15 protein-coding genes are annotated in these 16,514 nt (G+C 69.0%); 12 read left to right on the top strand and 3 right to left on the bottom strand.

Annotated elements, in window-relative coordinates; translation table 11 throughout:
* Positions 1–45 precede the first annotated feature (45 nt).
* Entirely contained in the window at positions 46–1,392 is a 1,347-nt protein-coding gene (ccrA, locus tag ACIBW6_RS33810) for a crotonyl-CoA carboxylase/reductase (protein WP_399066562.1), read from the top strand.
* A 42-nt stretch (positions 1,393–1,434) separates the two neighbouring features.
* The gene (locus ACIBW6_RS33805) at positions 1,435–2,094 is read left to right on the top strand and encodes an FMN-binding negative transcriptional regulator (protein WP_399066560.1); all 660 of its coding nucleotides are present in this window, start codon (positions 1,435–1,437) and stop codon (positions 2,092–2,094) included.
* 68 nt (positions 2,095–2,162) lie between these two features.
* On the opposite strand, the gene ACIBW6_RS33800 is transcribed toward ACIBW6_RS33805, so the two are convergent.
* Positions 2,163–2,843, bottom strand: a complete 681-nt coding sequence (locus ACIBW6_RS33800; protein ID WP_399066558.1) for an LmbU family transcriptional regulator — start codon at positions 2,841–2,843, stop codon at positions 2,163–2,165.
* A gap of 247 nt (positions 2,844–3,090) precedes the next feature.
* On the opposite strand from ACIBW6_RS33800, the gene ACIBW6_RS33795 reads away from it, so the two are divergent.
* Positions 3,091–3,744, top strand: a complete 654-nt coding sequence (locus ACIBW6_RS33795) for a 4'-phosphopantetheinyl transferase (RefSeq protein WP_399066556.1) — start codon at positions 3,091–3,093, stop codon at positions 3,742–3,744.
* Here the strand turns inward: ACIBW6_RS33795 and ACIBW6_RS33790 are convergent.
* The gene (locus ACIBW6_RS33790) at positions 3,736–4,425 is read right to left on the bottom strand and encodes a GAF and ANTAR domain-containing protein (RefSeq protein WP_399066553.1); all 690 of its coding nucleotides are present in this window, start codon (positions 4,423–4,425) and stop codon (positions 3,736–3,738) included. The two genes, ACIBW6_RS33795 and ACIBW6_RS33790, sit on opposite strands and share 9 nt — an antisense overlap.
* 466 nt (positions 4,426–4,891) lie before the next feature.
* Here ACIBW6_RS33790 and ACIBW6_RS33785 point away from each other — a divergent pair, with 466 nt between their 5' ends.
* From ACIBW6_RS33785 to ACIBW6_RS33745, 9 genes are all read left to right on the top strand, one after another.
* Positions 4,892–5,302, top strand: a complete 411-nt coding sequence (locus ACIBW6_RS33785; protein WP_399066552.1) for a hypothetical protein — start codon at positions 4,892–4,894, stop codon at positions 5,300–5,302.
* A 172-nt stretch (positions 5,303–5,474) separates the two neighbouring features.
* Complete coding sequence (locus tag ACIBW6_RS33780) at positions 5,475–6,422, top strand: hypothetical protein (RefSeq protein ID WP_399066551.1); 948 nt, start codon at positions 5,475–5,477, stop codon at positions 6,420–6,422.
* 1 nt (position 6,423) lies between these two features.
* Entirely contained in the window at positions 6,424–8,037 is a 1,614-nt protein-coding gene (locus tag ACIBW6_RS33775) for a peptidoglycan-binding protein (protein WP_399066549.1), read from the top strand.
* Entirely contained in the window at positions 8,034–8,765 is a 732-nt protein-coding gene (locus ACIBW6_RS33770) for an ABC transporter ATP-binding protein (protein ID WP_399066547.1), read from the top strand. The genes ACIBW6_RS33775 and ACIBW6_RS33770 overlap by 4 nt, the downstream gene beginning before the upstream one ends.
* Positions 8,762–10,009 (top strand): ABC transporter permease, encoded by a 1,248-nt coding sequence (locus tag ACIBW6_RS33765; protein WP_399066545.1) that lies wholly within the window; start codon positions 8,762–8,764, stop codon positions 10,007–10,009. Before ACIBW6_RS33770 ends, ACIBW6_RS33765 begins: the two co-directional genes overlap by 4 nt.
* Before the next feature lie 98 nt (positions 10,010–10,107).
* A complete protein-coding gene (locus ACIBW6_RS33760; RefSeq protein WP_399066543.1) occupies positions 10,108–10,614 on the top strand; it encodes a SigE family RNA polymerase sigma factor in 507 nt (168 codons plus the stop codon).
* Positions 10,615–10,668: 54 nt separating this feature from the next.
* Positions 10,669–11,616 carry a hypothetical protein gene (locus tag ACIBW6_RS33755; RefSeq protein WP_399066541.1) on the top strand — a complete coding sequence of 316 codons (948 nt, stop codon included), beginning with the start codon at positions 10,669–10,671 and terminating at the stop codon, positions 11,614–11,616.
* Between the two features lie 219 nt (positions 11,617–11,835).
* Complete coding sequence (locus ACIBW6_RS33750; RefSeq protein ID WP_399066539.1) at positions 11,836–14,220, top strand: UvrD-helicase domain-containing protein; 2,385 nt, start codon at positions 11,836–11,838, stop codon at positions 14,218–14,220.
* Between the two features lie 86 nt (positions 14,221–14,306).
* Entirely contained in the window at positions 14,307–15,563 is a 1,257-nt protein-coding gene (locus ACIBW6_RS33745; RefSeq protein WP_399066537.1) for a hypothetical protein, read from the top strand.
* A gap of 99 nt (positions 15,564–15,662) precedes the next feature.
* Here the strand turns inward: ACIBW6_RS33745 and ACIBW6_RS33740 are convergent, their stop codons facing one another.
* Positions 15,663–15,914, bottom strand: a complete 252-nt coding sequence (locus ACIBW6_RS33740) for a hypothetical protein (protein WP_399066535.1) — start codon at positions 15,912–15,914, stop codon at positions 15,663–15,665.
* Positions 15,915–16,514: the final 600 nt, after the last annotated feature.

Raw genomic sequence — 16,514 nt, 5'->3', positions numbered from 1 at the left:
GCCTCTCCCACCAGACCGACCGCCCAGACCTGACGAGGGATCAGTATGAAAGAGATAGTCAGCGCCGTGCTGTCCGACAGCGCGCAGGAGAAGGACTTCGCTGCGCTCGCCGTACCGGACTCCTACCGTGGCGCGGTCGTGCTGAAGCAGGAGACGACCATGTTCGCCGGCATGGCGACGTCCGAGAAGGACCCGAGCAAATCGGTCCACATCCAGGACGTGCCGACCCCCGAACCCGGACCCGGCGAGGCACTGGTCGCGGTCATGGCCAGCGCCATCAACTACAACACCGTGTGGAGCGCGCTGTTCGAACCGCTCCCCACGTTCAAGTTCCTGGAACGGTACGCCCGTTCGGTCCCCGGAGCGCACCGTCACGACCAGCCCTTCCACGTCCTCGGCTCCGACCTGTCCGGCGTGGTCCTGCGCACCGGCCCCGGCGTCAGCAACTGGAAGCCGGGGGACCGGGTGGTCGCGCACTGCCTGTCGGTGGAGCTGGAGTCCCCCGACGGCCACGGCGACACGATGCTGGACCCGGCGCAGCGCATCTGGGGCTTCGAGACGAACTACGGCGGCCTCGCGGAGCTGGCCCTCGTCAAGACGAACCAGCTGATGCCCAAGCCGGCCCACCTGACATGGGAGGAGGCCGCCGCGTCGGGCCTGGTCAACTCCACCGCCTACCGCCAGCTCGTCTCCCGCAACGGAGCCGCGATGAAGCAGGGCGACGTCGTCCTGATCTGGGGCGCCGGCGGCGGTCTGGGCTCCTACGCCACCCAACTGGCCCTGAACGGCGGGGCGGTCCCCGTGTGTGTCGTGTCCAGCCAGGAGAAGGCCGACCTGGCCAGGGCCATGGGCGCCGAACTGGTCATCAACCGGGCCGAGGAGGGTTACAGCTTCTGGAAGGACGAGCGGACCCAGGATCCCGCCGAGTGGCGGCGCTTCGGCGCCAGGATCAGGGAACTCACCGGCGGCGAGGACCCCGACATCGTCCTGGAACACCCAGGAAGAGAGACGTTCGGCGCCAGCGTCTACGTGGCGCGTCGCGGCGGGACGGTGGTCACCTGCGCGTCCACGTCCGGGTACCAGCACGAGTTCGACAACCGCTATCTCTGGATGAACCTCAAGCGTATTGTGGGAACGCACTTCGCGAATTACCGAGAGGCCTGGGAAGCGAACCGCCTCATCGCACGCGGCATGGTGCACCCCACGCTCTCCACCGTATTCCCCCTGCAGGAGACCGGAGAGGCCGCGCGCTCCGTGCACCGCAATGAACACAGCGGAAAAGTAGGCGTGCTGTGTCTGGCACCCGAAGACGGACACGGAATACAGGACGAAGAACTCAGGGAACGACACCTGAAATCGATAAACCTCTTCCGTGGGCCGCTGTCCCGTTGACGGGACGGCACGACCAGCAATCATCACCGAAGGGAAGACCGAATGTTTGTCCCGCCGCAGTACCGTGAGCCGGACGGCTCATGGATGGTGGACCTGATGCGCCGCAATCCGCTGGCCCTGTGCGTCACGAACGGCGGCGCTGGCGAAGGACCGTTCGCGACGCATCTGCCGGTGATCCGCGACCCCGGGATGACCGGGGAGTGGAGCGAGGACCTGACGGGCGGCCTCCTCCTGGGGCACATGAACCTGCAGAACCCGCACTGGGCCGCGCTCCGCGACGGACAGCCCGTCCTCCTGGTGTTCGCCGGCCCCCACGCCTACGTCTCCCCGACGATCTACGAGAAGACGCCCGCCGCGCCGACGTGGGACTTCACCGCGGTCCACGTACACGGCACGGTGGAGAAGATCACGTCCGCGGAAGACACCCTCGAGGTCGTCAAGGCGACGGTGCGATCCTTCGAGCAAGACCTCGGCACCGGCTGGGACATGACGGAATCCGAGGAGTACTTCCACAAGCTCCTCCCCGGTGTCGGAGCGTTCCGCATCACGGTGACCGGCGCCGAGGGAATGTTCAAACTCAGCCAGGAACAGCAGCCGCACGTCCGTGACCGCGTCCACGACGCCTTCGCCGGCCACCCGTGCGGACGGCACCGCGAGACGGCCCAGCTCATGGCGCAGCTGCCGCACACCGTGCACACGTGACCCACGCCGACCACGACGAAGCCGTCCCCCCGCGGGTGCGCGGGGGGACGGCCGGGGGAAGAAGCGGATCACGCACTCAACGCCGGGACGGATTCGCCGTGCTCGAGGATCTGGCCCGCAGCGCTGTCGAGCGTGGACAGGACCCACTTGTCGAAGTCGACCCCTGAGTGGTCGGCGGCCTGACGCCACCAGTCGATACGGCCACCGGGAAGCGCCAGCTGCCGCGCGCTGTCGGTCCGGGCCGCCTTCAGCAGCGCACCGTCGTCGACGGCTTTGATGGCGTTGCGCAGCTGCTTCGTCGTCCAGCCCTTGCGCTCCGCGTCATCGAGCCACGTGTCCTGCTTCTCGAAGGGCAGCGAGGCCACCTCGGCATGGTGCTGGAACGTCAAGGCCGCCCGGCGCCGTGGCATGTCGAAGCGGCGGGTCACCCAGGCGTAATTGCGCAGGGTCTGGTACTTCAGGCCCGCGGCGCGAATGCCGATCTGGTAGCGATCGGCGTAGTGGTCCTTCCCGTAGACCAGCCAGTCGCCCAGCCACCACGAGGACGAGTCGAGCACGCCGGCGAGCTGGCTGCCCGCACGCTGCCACGCGTCGAAGGACAGATCGGGCGACATCTGCAGCCCCACCCGCGTCGTGAGGACGTCACCGCGGCGCCCGTCAGGACCGGGCCGCCTCCTCGGCTGAACCGGCGCCTCGGGAAGACCTGTCCCAGCGCCCGCCGGAGAAGAAGAACTGCTCACTGAATTCATGGCTTTCCTCCGCGCAAGAAAATAGATCGCCGGGACGATCAGGAGACGAGGGTGGGGGAAAGGAGGCCGCGACCGATCCTCGAGCTGCCCGCGACCCGCTTTGTAGTGTGCGCAATGAGTGGAACCCGAACGGCGATTCGGTGGCAAGGGCGGCACCGGGATGGTCCGCGACTTACCCAGGTCGACTACACACCGTAACGCGCGGTCACCAACAGTTTGGACGCGCACTCCGTAAAGGCAGTCCGAAGTGCTCCGAGAAATCCTCAGCCCTGAGGTACGCGAATATCACACGTCGATACCACGCACCGATATCGACCTCTTCCCTGAGGAGGAATCGGTGATCAGTAGAGCAGGAGCGAAAAGGCGGACGGAATTCGCCACGGTGCGTGCGTGCGCGCGGGACGCACTGGCGGAACTGGGGTATGGTCCGGCCCCCTTGATTCCTGGTGTCGCCGGGGCGCCGATCTGGCCGGACGGAATCGCCGGCAGTATGACGCACTGCGCAGGCTATTACGCGGCCGCGGTGGCCGACAGCGCCCGGGTACTCGCCCTCGGGATCGACGCCGAACCGCACGAGCCCCTCCCCGGCGGCGTACTGGAGACGGTCGCCCGCACCGAAGAACGCGCCATGCTCGATCGCCTTGCTCCGCGCACCGGCACCGCCCTGGACACGGTCCTCTTCAGCGCGAAGGAGAGCATCTACAAAGCGTGGTTCCCCGTCCGGCAGACATGGCTGGACTTTCACGAGGCATCCGTGACGCTCTCACTGAACGGCACTTTCGAGGCCCGCGTCCTGGCGCCCGCCGCCCGCTCCAGCCGGACGTGGACCAGCATCTCGGGGCGCTGGACGCAGGCGAACGGCGTCATCGCGACATCGGTCGTCCTGCGTGGGTCAGGGTAGACGGCCGTGTTCGCACACCAGCTGGGCGACATCGCGGAGTTTGGTGTTCTCCCGCTGGGAGCGGCGGCGCAGGAGGTCGAAGGCCTGCTCCGCGCTGAGGTGGTAGGCGGCGCGCAGGATGCCCATGGCTTCGCCGATGGTGTGGCGGGTGGCGACGGCCTGGTCCATCTGGGTCTGGGCGCGGGCGCCGGAGAGGGCGACGGCGGCGTGGGAGGCCAGCAGCCAGCCGGCGGTCTCGCTGTCGTGGGTGAACGCGGCGGGGCGGCGAGCGTACAGGTTGAGCGCGCCGAGCTGTTCTTTGTCGGTGTAGAGCAGGAAGCCCATCATGCTGCCGATGCCCAGTTCGCGGGCCTGGGGTGCGTAGCGGGGCCAGCGCCGGTCCTGGGCGGTGAGGTCGGCGATCCGGTAGACCTGGGTGGTGTCGCGGTCGCGGGCGGCGTCGAAGCAGGGGCCTTCCTGCAGCTGTTCCTGCAGGTGGTGGCTGTCCAGGACGAGCTGGTCGGTGGGGGCGATGGTCTGCACCCGGGTGCCGTGCAGGTGCAGGATGCCGGCCGCATCGCACCCTTCGACCAGCTCGGTCGCGGACTGCGTGACCCGTTCGAGGGTGTCCGCCTCCGAGGACTGGGCCAGCAGGTCACGAGCCATCGTCGCCATCTGCTGGGCGAACAACTGCCAGTCCATGTCCGTCACCTCCCATCCACGTCATCGGTGCAGAACCTGCACCCTCAGCGTCCATCTGCCCCGCCGCCGAGCCTCGGAACGCCCCCGTCGGCCCGCTCCCCGGGCCCCGCCGGGCTCCGGTGACCGTCGACAGCTCCCCGCCGACCTCGACGAGGCACGCGTTCCGAGCCGCTGTGGCGTACAAGATTCCGCCATCCTTCGCGTGCGCTGACGCTGTCGATACGCGCGGTATGACGCGTTCTGCGGTGAAAGAACATGGCCATGGCACCGATATTTGTTCCGGAATGTGCTGTTCCTCCCGACGGTCACCTGGGGGCATCCGTGGAACTCCACCGTCCGCGCCGGGCGGATCCGCGCGAGTCGTTTTGCGCCCCAACCGTAAGAACTCACTCGTCGAACATCTGTACCCGGCTTAGGGTCACGACGGACCACTGCGGTCCAACTGGACTACACCGAAAGGGAGTTCATGAGACTCAAGCACCTGGCGACCACCGGCGCGGTCGCTCTGGCGACCACCGCGGGCTGCCTCGTCCTCGCTTCGCCGGCCAACGCGGCCGTCTCCTGCAGCGTCGACTACGCCTGCCTGCACTACAACTCCAACAACGCGGGCGCCCTGTACAAGCAGTACTACGCGATCCCGGACTACGCCGGCCTCAAGTTCTCCGCCAGCACCAGCACCAACGGCGGAAACGGCGCCGGACAGGCGGTCAAGAACAACGCCGCGTCCGTCGACAACTGGGACTTCGACCTCGGAATCCGCATCTACTACAACTCGAACTACAACGCCAGCTTCGCCTCGCAGGCCATCGCCAAGGGCGGCTTCGCGAACCTGAACTCCACGATGAAGAACAACAACGCGTCCGGCGACTGGTTCTGAGCAAGCCCATCCGCACAGCCGCGTGACAAGAACCGTGCCCCGAAGCGTCCTTGAGGACGTGGACGAGATTCTCCGCACGGTGCACGGGCACTCCGCTCGCCGGAATCGGGCGGAGTGCCCTTCTTCATGCTCAGGCCGCAGACGCCCTCTCATCAGCAAGGAAGTGCCGCTCGTGAAGCAGCTCAGCTCCCGCTCCCTCCAGGGCACAGCCGTGGTGACCGTACTGGCCGCCGCGCTCGCCACCGGCTGTTCCGGTTCGTCGCCGCAGAAGACCGTGGCGTCCGACGGCGCCCCCGAGGTCTCGTCCACCCCCAGGATCACCACCCGGGTGCAGACGCCGGTGCCGGTCGAGGCCTACCTCCTCACCGACGAGCAGTCGGCCGCGCTCGGCAAGGCCGAGAACACCTTGCGCGAACGCTGCATGCGGCGGTTCGGCATCCAGTTCCACGAGCCCACGACGGAGCTGAAAGGCCCGAAGTACGTCCTGTCGCAGTACCGCTACGGAAAACTCGACCCCGCCGTCACCGCCCAGTACGGGTTCCAGGTGCCCGGCCAGCACACCGCCTCCGACCTGGCCAAGGCGAAGAACGCGGGGACCGCCTCCCGGTCGAACCTGTCGCAGGCCCAGCTCGGTGTCCTCCGGGGCACCACCGACCCCTCGGTCAAGTCCGGTCCCGGCGGCCAGGACTACAACGGCCAGAAGGTCCCCGCGGGCGGCTGCTACGGCGAGGCGAAGAAGAAGCTCGGCAACTACCAGGACGCCCCCGTCGCCGTCGACGTCAACATCGACAGCTTCCAGAAGTCGACCGAGGACAAGCGGGTCAGGGCGGCCTTCGGCAAGTGGTCCGGCTGCATGAAGAAGGAAGGCTTCGACTACCCGACGCCGATCAAGGCCGACGGCGACCCGAAGTGGGCGGGCACGACCGTGAGCGCCGAGGAGAAGAAGGTGGCGACGGCCAGCGCCACCTGCATGGAGAAGTACAACGTGGCGGGGATCTGGAACGCCGTCGACGTCGCCTACCAGAAGCAGGCCATCGAGAAGAACGCGCAACAGCTGGACGCCGTCAAGAAGGACATCGAACACGACGTCAAGCTGGCCGCACAGGTCACGGGTGAGTGACATGACGACGACCGGTGACATACCGGCGGCCGCGGACGACACCGCGTCCGTACTGGCCAGGCGGCGGCGCTGGGTGGCCCTCGTCGCCGCGGCGGCGGTGCTGCTCGCCGGGGCCGGCGTCGGCGCCTCCCTGCTGATCAAGTCCCCGGCGCAGGCCGCCGCCGACGCACGCGCCCCCTCTCCGGACATCCTCACCTCACCCGTCGAGAACCGGGTCCTGAAGGACTCGGTGATCCTGCGGGGCACGGTCACCGCCGGACAGTCCGTCGACGTGACGCCGGCCGGCGCCGGCGCAGCGGACGGCGGCCGCCCCGTCGTCACCAAACTGCCGATGCGCCAGGGGCAGACCGTCTCCGCCGGCCAGGTCGTGATGGAGGTCTCCGGGCGCCCGGTGTTCGCGCTCAAGGGCTCCGTACCGGTCTACCGCGACCTCAAGCCGGGCACCGAGGGCGACGACGTCAAGCAGCTCCAGCAAGCGCTGAGCGCACTCGGACACCGCACCGGGAACGACCGCGCGGGACACTTCGGAGCGGGCACCAAGAGCGCCCTCAGCGCCTACTACGCCTCCATCGGCTACGACCCGCTGCCCGCGTCCGCCGACGAGGCCGACCAGATATCGGCGGCGCAGAGCGCGGTGACGGCAGCGGAACGCGCCCACGAGGACGCGCTGGACGCCCTGCACCAAGCGACGGCCACCACGGGGTCCCCGACCGCCCCGGCGCCCACGGCCGCACCGGACCCCTCGGCTTCCGCGACCCTCTCGGCGGCCGACCAGGCCGACGGCAAGACGGTCCCCGGCGCCGCCGGCGCGGGCGGCGGCGACCGCACGTCCGGGGGCGCGGACACCCGGTCACTGCGCAAGAGCGTCAGCCGCGCCGCGGAGGACCTCGCCACGGCCCGCGAGGCCCTCACCAAGGTCAAGCAGAAGGCCGGGCCGATGCTGCCCTCCGGCGAAGTGGTGTTCATCCGCAGCTTCCCCGCCCGCATCACCCAGGTCTCCGCGGTGGTGGGCTCCGCCGCCGACGGTGCGGCGATGAAGATATCGGCCGGTCGACTGGTGGTCGACGGCTATCTGCAGGAACAGCAGAAAGGCCTGATCAGATCCGGGCAGAAAGTGCAGATCGACATCGAGTCGGCCGGCCTCACCGTGCCCGCCACGGTCACGTCGGTGGCCGACACCCAGAACAACGGCCAACAGGCGGCCGGGCAGAGCGGCACCGACGGCTCCACCGCGGGCGAGACCGCGGGCGACGGCACGGGCGACAGCGCCGCCTCCGCCCCGCAGGGCTACCTGATGGTGGTCCACCCCAACCGGCCGCTGCCGCCGAACTCCGCCGGCGAGGACGTACGACTGACCATCGAGGCGGCCTCCACATCGGGCGCCGCACTGGTCGTCCCGGTCACCGCCCTGTCCTCGGGAGCCGACGGAAAGAGCGTCGTCACCGTCCTGGAGGACGGCGACGGACAACACAGCGGCAGGCAGCGCAGGGTCGCGGTGCGGCCCGGCACCTCCGGTGACGGCTTCGTGGCCGTGCAACCCGAAGCGGGCGCCTCCCTCAAGGAGGGCGACCTGGTGGTCACCGGCGTCAAGAACGGCGCGGGGAGCGGCTCGTGACGCTGATCCAGCAGGACGCCGAACCGCGAACCCCCGGCGCACCGCCCGCGGTCATCGAGTTCCGGCAGGCGGGCCTCACCTATCCGGGACCGCCACCGGTACCGGCGTTCAGACCGTGCGACCTGACGATCCACCGCGGCGAGTTCGTGTCCGTCGTCGGCCCCTCCGGGTCCGGCAAGTCGACGTTCCTGAACATCGCCGGGCTCCTCGACGCACCGACCCACGGCACCTACCTGCTGGACGGCATCGACACCGGCGCCCTGCGGGACACGGACCGCACCGCACTGCGCGGACGCCGTATCGGATTCGTCTTCCAGTCCTTCCACCTGCTGCCGCACCGCTCGTCACAGGAGAACGTCGTCCTGGGCATGACGTACAACGGCGTCCCCCGCGCGGAGCGCTCCGCGCGGGCACGCGACGCGCTGGTACGGGTCGGGCTCGGCCACCGGCTCAACGCGCTGCCCACCCGGCTGTCCGGCGGGGAACGCCAGCGCGTCGCCATCGCCCGCGCCGTGGCGAGCCGCCCCTCGCTGCTGCTGTGCGACGAGCCGACCGGCAACCTCGACACCCGCAACGCCGAAGCGGTGCTGGAACTCCTCGACGAACTGCACGCCGACGGCATGACGGTGGTCGTCATCACCCACGACCCGCTGGTCGCGGGCCGCGGCGCCCGCACCGTCGCGATCCGCGACGGCGTGCTGCACGAGGACCGGGAGAACACCGCGTGAGCGCCACCGAACGGCCGGAGCGGGCCGTCGAACCGTCCTCCTTCAGCGTGCGTGACCTGCTCGCCGAATCACTGGCCGGACTGCTCCAGCGACCGGCCCGCTCCGCCCTGACCGCGCTCGGCACCGTCCTCGGCGTCGGCACCTTCGTCGCGATCCTCGGCCTGACCGCCACCACCTCCTCGCAGATCGATGCCCGCTTCTCCGTACTCACCGCCACCGAGGTCACGGTCGAGGACGTGGCACGCGAGCAGGACCCGTACGCGCCGATGGCCTTCCCCCGCAACGCCGACCAGCGGATCGAGAAACTCGCCGGAGTGGAGCACGCCGGAGTGTTCTGGTCCGTGCGCACCGGCCCCGACATGCGGGTACGTGCCTCCCTGGGCGGCGGTTCGGCCGACGGGACCGGCGAGGACGCCACGCTGGTGGCGGCCTCCCCCGGAGTCCTCCGAGCCGCCGTACCGCACCTGTCCCAGGGCAGGATCTTCGACGGCTACCACGAGAAGCACGCCGACGACGTGGCCGTCATCGGCTCCGGCCTGGCCGGGCGACTCGGCGTCACCACCCTGGAGACACACCCGGCGATCTTCATCGGCGAACAGCCGTTCACCGTCATCGGCATCATCGACGACGTCCGGCGCAAGGCCGATCTGCTCTCGTCGGTCGTCATCCCCCGCTCCACCGCGCTCGGGCTCTACGGCGAGCCGCAGGACACCCCGGCGAAGATGCTCATCTCCACCCGCATCGGCGCCGCCCAGCAGATCGCCACCGAGGCACCGACCGCCCTGCGCCCGGACCACCCCGGCTACCTCAAGTCCGTGCCACCACCGGACCCCAAGACGCTGCGCACCCACGTCACCGACGACCTCAGCCAGCTCTTCCTGCTGCTCGCCTCGATCTGCCTCGTCATCGGCGCCGTCGGCATCGCGAACACCACACTGGTCGCCGTCCTCGAACGCACCGCGGAGATCGGCCTGCGCCGGGCACTGGGTGCTCGCGGCCGCCACATCACCGTGCAGTTCCTCGCCGAGTCCGCCGCCCTGGGCGCACTCGGCGGCCTCATCGGGACCAGCCTCGGCACCGTGACCGTGGTGGCCGTCGCCGTGGCCCGCGACTGGACGCCGGTGGTGCACCCGTCGACCGTCGCGGCCGCCCCGGTGATCGGCCTGGTCACCGGCCTGGTGGCCGGTCTCTATCCGGCGCTGCGGGCATCGCGCATCCAGCCGGCGGAAGCACTGCGACGCTGACACCCGTCATTCCTCTCCGGACACCGTGACAGGATCCGCACCCCGCGGCGTCCTTAAGGATGTGGAAGAACTCCGATCGGCTGAAGGGCTGGGGCACAGTGGCGTCTTCGGAGGACCTCGGGCAGTTCGAGGAGTTCGCCCGTGCCTGCAGCCCGCGCCTGTTCCGTACCGCCCTGCTGCTCTGCGGGGACTGGCACCTCGCCGAAGACCTGGTACAGACGGCCCTGGGCAAGGCGTACGCCTCCTGGCACCGGGTGCGCGGGGCGGACCACCCGGAAGCGTACGTACGGACCGTGCTGATGCGCAGCTTCATCTCGCACACCCGGCTGCGCCGCTCCACCGAGCGCCCGGTCTCAGCCGTACCCGAAGGCACGGCCATGGACGCGGACGCCGCGCTGCGGGTCACGCTCCTCGCCGCGCTCGCACAGCTCCCGGTGCGGGAGAGAGCCGTGGTCATCCTGCGGTACTGGGAGGACAGGAGCGTGGCCGAGACCGCCCGTGAACTTGGCCTCAGCCAGGGATCCGTCCGCAACCGCAGCGCGGTCGGCCTGTCCCGGCTGCGCAAGCTCATCGGTGGCGAGCACGCCTCCTACTCTCCGCACTGATCATGGCAGTCCGACCGAACCACCCTGCCCGCCACCGAGAAGGACGGTGCTCCGATGCCGCTGCACGAACACGATGACCCAGCCGCAGACCTCTTCGGACCCGAGCTGTCGCGCACCATGGACTCCACCCTCAGCGACCTTCCGGTGCGGACCGAGACCCTGGTGCGCGGCGCCGTGACCCGGGGCCGCCGCACCCGGCGCCGCCGGCGAGCGGTCGCCTGGAGCACCGCGGGCACCGCGCTGTGCGCACTCACCGCCTTCGCCGTCGCCACCGCCCTGCCGAACAGCCACACCGGCGACACCACCGCGACCAGCGTCAGGATCCCCGACTTCGCGGCCGCCGGGGCCCAGGCCTCCCCGCCCCCGGGCAAGGAGGCCCTGACCGGCGCCGCGACCGTGGACATCCTGCGGGACCTGCTCCCCGGCGGACCGGGCCCACAGCCCACCGTCCGCTGGCAGAACACCGACCCGCGCTTCACCTCCGTCCAGACCGCGGGAAGCATCACCACCCGCGACAAGACCGTCATCGACGTCCGGGTCCTGGGCGACTTCGTCTTCAGCCCCGCACAGGCCGAGGCCGCTCCCGACACCCCTCCCAGCACGGACGAGAGCGGCGGCACCGCCGCACCCGACAAGGAGGCCCGCAAGAAGGACGCCGCCCGCCGCAACCACGACTCGGGCATCGCCAAACAGCGCCACGACACCACCAGGAGTCAGCTGCAGCACCGCTACACCTGCGACGTCCAAAGCACCACACCCCTCACCGACTGCCACCTGAGCACCCTCCAAGGCGGCGCCACACTCCTCGCGTACACCACCACCACCGACGGCGTCCGCACCCGCACCGCCGACCTGCTGCGCCCCGACGGCACCAGAATCCTCGTCACCGCCACCGGGACATCGCTCACCGAAGCCCAGTTGCGTACCATCGCGGCCAGCCCGCGCTGGCAGCAGTGGGTCGACCCGGCAGTGAACGCCAAAGCCGTCGGCAAGAATCCGTAGCTCCACCGACGGCTCCACCGACCCCGTGGCCCCGCCCTATTCCGGAGGGCGGGGCCACGGCCTCGGCCGCTTCCCCGGGCACGGCAAGGCGTTGCACGACCCCCTGACCGGATCCTGACCAGCTGTCAGTGCCAGCCGTCATGCTGCTGATCACCGCCCGAAACACTCCGGCTGAGACCACCGGGCGGGAAAGGACGAGCGACGGAAAGGGATCACGCGGTGCCAGTGCAGGCGACCGAGGAGCAAGCGGCAGCACGGGACAGCTTCGCCGACGGTAACGATCTCGCCCTGGTGGCGGGCGCGGGAACCGGCAAGACATCCACGCTGGTGCTGATGGGCGGCGCGACCCGCCGCCGCGGCATGTACATCGCCTTCAACCGGCCCATCGCCCAAGAGGCGAGAGCCCGCTTCGACGACAACGTGCACTGCAGCACCTCACACGGACTGGCCTACCGGGCACTGGGCGGCCACTTCAAGGCCCGCCTGGACGCCCCCCGGCACATGCCGTTGTGGCGCACGGCCCAACTGCTCGGCATCGACCGCGACCTCGCCATCGGCGGCCGCCGGCTCAAACCGACGACACTGGCCCACCACGTGATGGAGATGGTCAGACACTTCTGCTACTCCACCGACCAGCAGGTCGCGGCACGCCACCTCGGCACCGTCAACGGCCTCGACGACCGGGGCCGGCAGTACCTCGCCGGGGTCCTGCTGCCCAGGGCCCGCCGGGCCTGGGACGACCTCTGCTCACCCACCGGCACCCTGCCCTTCAAGCACGACCACTACCTCAAGATGTGGGCCCTCACCCGGCCACGGCTGCACGCCGACTACATCCTGCTCGACGAGGCACAGGACACCAACCCCGTCCTGGAGGAGGTCTTCCTCGCCCAGGACGCGCAGCGCGTCTGCGTCGGCGACCCCTCCCAGCAGATCTACGAGTGGCGGCACGCCAAGGACATCATGAACGGCTTCCCCGGCCGGCGGATGGAACTCACCCAGTCCTTCCGCTTCGGCCCGGCCATCGCGGCGGTCGCCAACCACTGGCTGCGCGCGGCCGCCTCGACGATGCAACTCACCGGTCACGCCCGCGAACCGTCCAGACTCGCGGAGGTGGAGGTCCCCGACGCCGTGCTCTGCCGGGGCAACGCCGACGCCCTCGCCGAAGTCCTGCGCTTCCTCGACCACGACGTGCCCGTCGCCCTGGTCGGCGGCGGCCGGCCACTGCTGACCATCGCGAAAGCCGCCGTCGACCTGCAAGCCGGCCGCCGCACCTCCCACCACGACCTCGCGCTGTTCTCCTCCTGGGCCGAAGTACAGGAATACGCCGAACAGGACTCCGCCGCCGCAGACCTCAAAGCCATCGTCGAACTCGTCGACACCTACGGACCCCAGCAGATCATCAGCACCGTGAAGCGCATGACCGACGAAGCCCAGGCCCGCGTCGTCGTCTCCACCGTCCACAAAGCCAAGGGACGCGAATGGAACCGTGTGCGCATCGGTACCGGCTTCACCCCCCTCGACGACACCCCACGCGTCGTCCACCCTTCCACCGCACGCCTCATCTACGTCGCGGTCACCCGGGCACGCCACCTCCTGGACACCACAGGCATCAAACGCCTCCAGGCCCACTCCACGCCGGCCACCGCCGACACCACGCCCGACGGCATCTCCCTGGCCCAACTGCCCCTCACAGGACAGCTGAAGTACCCCCGCTCACCTATGTCCACCTTCATGGCACGCCACCTCCCTCACCCCGAGCGCCTCATCGCCTCCTACCTCCGCCACACCCGCGACCTCCCGCACCCCGTCCAGCCCCTGAACGAACGCCGGCCCGACTACGCCGCCCTCGGCCACACGATCGACTACCGACTCCGCCTGCACCTCGGATCAGGGCCCGGCCCCGCCGCCACCGCCGGCGTCGACCTGATCGGCAGCACGCACCCCCTCGACGGAGCACCGCCCCCCGCCGTACGCGCCCATCTCCACACCATCGGAACCAGCATCCTGCACCGCCTCCACGCCCACCTGACAGACCCCGACCGCCGGCTCGACGACGACGCACTGACCCGCTTCTGCTTCCTCACCTGCTTCTTCGAAGCCGTCTACCGAACCGGCGCCTTCCCCCGCAAACGCAACCCTCTCGCCCACGTCGACGAACACACCACCATCACCGACCTCATCGACGCCGTCCCCACCTACGTCATCGACGACATCGACGAACAGATGCAACTCGCCCAAAAACCCTTCACCCCCTTGCGGAACCTGCCCGCGGACCAACGCATCTGCGGACCCGTCTTCGCCGGCAGCACCGACGTGAAGGCCGACGCGGACTTCATCGCCGGCAACATCCTCATCGACTGCAAGGCCATCACACGCCCCCACCGCCTCGGCCGCGAAGAAGTGCAACAGCTCGCGGGCTACCTCCTCCTCGACTACGACAACCGCTACGACATCCGCGAGGTCGCCTTCTACCTCTCCCGCCAAGGAGCCCTCATCCGCTGGACCATCCCCGAATTCCTCACCACCCTCGGAGCCCGCACCCCACTACCGGCGCTGCGCACGGCACTGCGCGAACACACCCGAGAGGCCACCCCCGCGCGGTAGAGCGCGAAGAACCACAGCCAACTCACGCACGGACCGACAGCAAGGCACATATCCTCCAGAGCGACGACCGACTTCAGGGACGGGCGATGGACAACGAGATCCAGTTGATCAGCGACGGTGACGGACTGGCGGTGTTCGGAGATCCGACGGACGTCGACCGTTTCCTCACCTCGCAAGGCCTGTCGGCAAAGGATCAGAAGCCACAGAAGCTCAAACCGGTCCTCGGCACGGGGGCCGCCTCCGCGCAGGCCGGCTCGGAGATCGCCGCCAACTACGGGCACTGGGTGAAGCTGACTCCGAAGTCGGCGGAGCTCGTCAAGAAATACGGGCTCAGGGAAAGCGCCGGCACAGGCCTCAGCACAGGTGTGGTGAAAGGACAGAAGGGCCAGATCAAGGGCTTCGTCGAGTTCGCGAAATCACCCGGCACCGTCATGACCAACCCAGCGGCTCTCGCCGGCGTTGCGGGGCTCATGGCGCAGCTCGCGATGCAACAGACGATGGACGAGATCACCGACTACCTCGCCAGGATCGAGGAGAAGGTCGACGACGTGCTGCGCGCTCAGAAGGACGCGGTACTGGCGGACATGATCGGCATTGACCTGGTGGTCGAGGAGGCGATGACCGTCCGGGAGCAGGTGGGCCGGGTCTCGGAGATCACGTGGTCGAAGGTGCAGAACACGTCGTTGACGATCGCGCGGACGCAGGCGTACGCGCTGCGGCAACTGGACGCGCTGGCGGAGAAGGTGGAACGCGAGACCAAAATCGGCGACCTAGCCGCAGCAGCCGAAGAAGCCCGGTCCAAGGCCCAGGAGTGGCTCGCTGTCCTGGCCCGCTGCTTCCAGCTGCAGGACGGGATCGCCGTGCTCGAACTCGACCGGGTGCTGGAGGCCTCCCCGCAGGAATTGGACCGGCACCGCCAAGGACTCCGGGCCGCCCGGCAGAATCGACTGGACCTCATATCCCGGAGTACCGAACGCCTGCTGGCCAGAATGAACACGGCCGCCGGCAGAGCCAATACGAAGGTGCTGCTGCATCCGGCCAAATCTCCGGCCGTGGTCAAGGCGAGCAACCAGCTCATGACCGGCGTCCACGACTTCCACGGCCGGCTCGGCATCGAGTCCGGCAGCCGCTCATCGGAAACGAGACGGTGGACGGACGCCGCCACGGAGGCCGGGAACAAGGCTCTCGAGACAGGAGCGAAGGGCGTCGGCGCTGCGAGAAGTCTCGGCAGCGAGACCCTCGACCGGGCCGGCTCGGTGAAGGACAAGCTCTCCGGTGGTCTCTCCGAGCGGGTACGCCGTCTGCGCGGAGGCGGGGAGGCAGACTCCGACGAAACCGAGTGAGCGCTGCCGTCACTTTCGCAGGACGCCACCCTGCGCTCCCCTACGAGCGCGGTGCTCACGAGCCGAACGAGCCTACGCGCAGGGGCCGCGCCCGCAGTCTCACCAGCCCGGATAGCGGTGCCACCAGTACGGGTCCCACCCCCGGACGTGCTCGCTGCCGCTCGGCGAGTCATCGAACTCAAGGACCAGGTCGCGAGCCAGCTCATCGACCACCCAGGCCATTTCGTGCCGACTCACCAGATCGACCGGCAGCGCCTCGACACCGTGGACCGCGCCGAGGAGCGCACCGACGACGCAGCCCACCGCCGCGCCGTCGAAAGCGCCCGCCGCGAACTCAACGGTTAAAACCACGTGGTCGCATTCACCGGAGCGATGGTCGCTCTATCGGGCCAGGCCCCGTTGGACGGCGAGGGCGATCTTGTCGGGTAAGGGAACGTTGAGGCGGGAGGCAGCAGGATCGAGTTTTAAGCATGTAGTCAACTGCTCCTACCGCGGGCTAATTTAGGTAATCTGATTACGCGTGTCAGTTTTACCGGCCGCTCGACTTCTCCGGCTGCGTTGATGCCGAGGCTGCTCAGCAGCACTGTTATGTGGGTAGCAGCTGCTCAAAATCGTGGCGCTGAGCGGTGACCCACCTGCCTAGACCTTTCCCAGCACTTGACGCGCAGCGTATCCCACAACTGGCAAATGCAACACTAGATGTGATGGGTAGTCAGCTGCGTGAAGAGATATGCAGGAGCAGCCGATCAGGTAGCCAGCAGGAGAAATTCGCGGAGCGAATTTTGTTATGCCGAATTGCGGAGCAATTCGAGCGGCGGACAACGGAGTTGGCTGCACCGGACGGCGGAGTGGCCGCGCCGGACGGCGGAGCCGGCCGGTGGGCAACGCGGAGCGTTGCCGTCTTTCCGCCACGTAGTGGCGGCGCGTCGTGTCTGCGGAGCAGACCGCGCG

The organism is Streptomyces sp. NPDC049813 (assembly GCF_044465085.1).
GTDB lineage: Bacteria > Actinomycetota > Actinomycetes > Streptomycetales > Streptomycetaceae > Streptomyces.
The sequence above is the reverse complement of the archived record's forward strand: the minus strand, read 5'-3'. Positions and strand labels throughout refer to the sequence as shown.

Coding starts and splice junctions, on each gene's coding strand:
- ACIBW6_RS33790 (WP_399066553.1), bottom strand. CDS start 4,425: ATGGACTGGCAGTTGTTCGCCCAGCAGATGGCGACGATGGCTCGTGAC.
- ACIBW6_RS33775 (WP_399066549.1), top strand. CDS start 6,424: ATGACGACGACCGGTGACATACCGGCGGCCGCGGACGACACCGCGTCC.
- ACIBW6_RS33755 (WP_399066541.1), top strand. CDS start 10,669: ATGCCGCTGCACGAACACGATGACCCAGCCGCAGACCTCTTCGGACCC.
- ACIBW6_RS33805 (WP_399066560.1), top strand. CDS start 1,435: ATGTTTGTCCCGCCGCAGTACCGTGAGCCGGACGGCTCATGGATGGTG.
- ACIBW6_RS33800 (WP_399066558.1), bottom strand. CDS start 2,843: ATGAATTCAGTGAGCAGTTCTTCTTCTCCGGCGGGCGCTGGGACAGGT.
- ACIBW6_RS33745 (WP_399066537.1), top strand. CDS start 14,307: ATGGACAACGAGATCCAGTTGATCAGCGACGGTGACGGACTGGCGGTG.
- ACIBW6_RS33785 (WP_399066552.1), top strand. CDS start 4,892: ATGAGACTCAAGCACCTGGCGACCACCGGCGCGGTCGCTCTGGCGACC.
- ccrA (WP_399066562.1), top strand. CDS start 46: ATGAAAGAGATAGTCAGCGCCGTGCTGTCCGACAGCGCGCAGGAGAAG.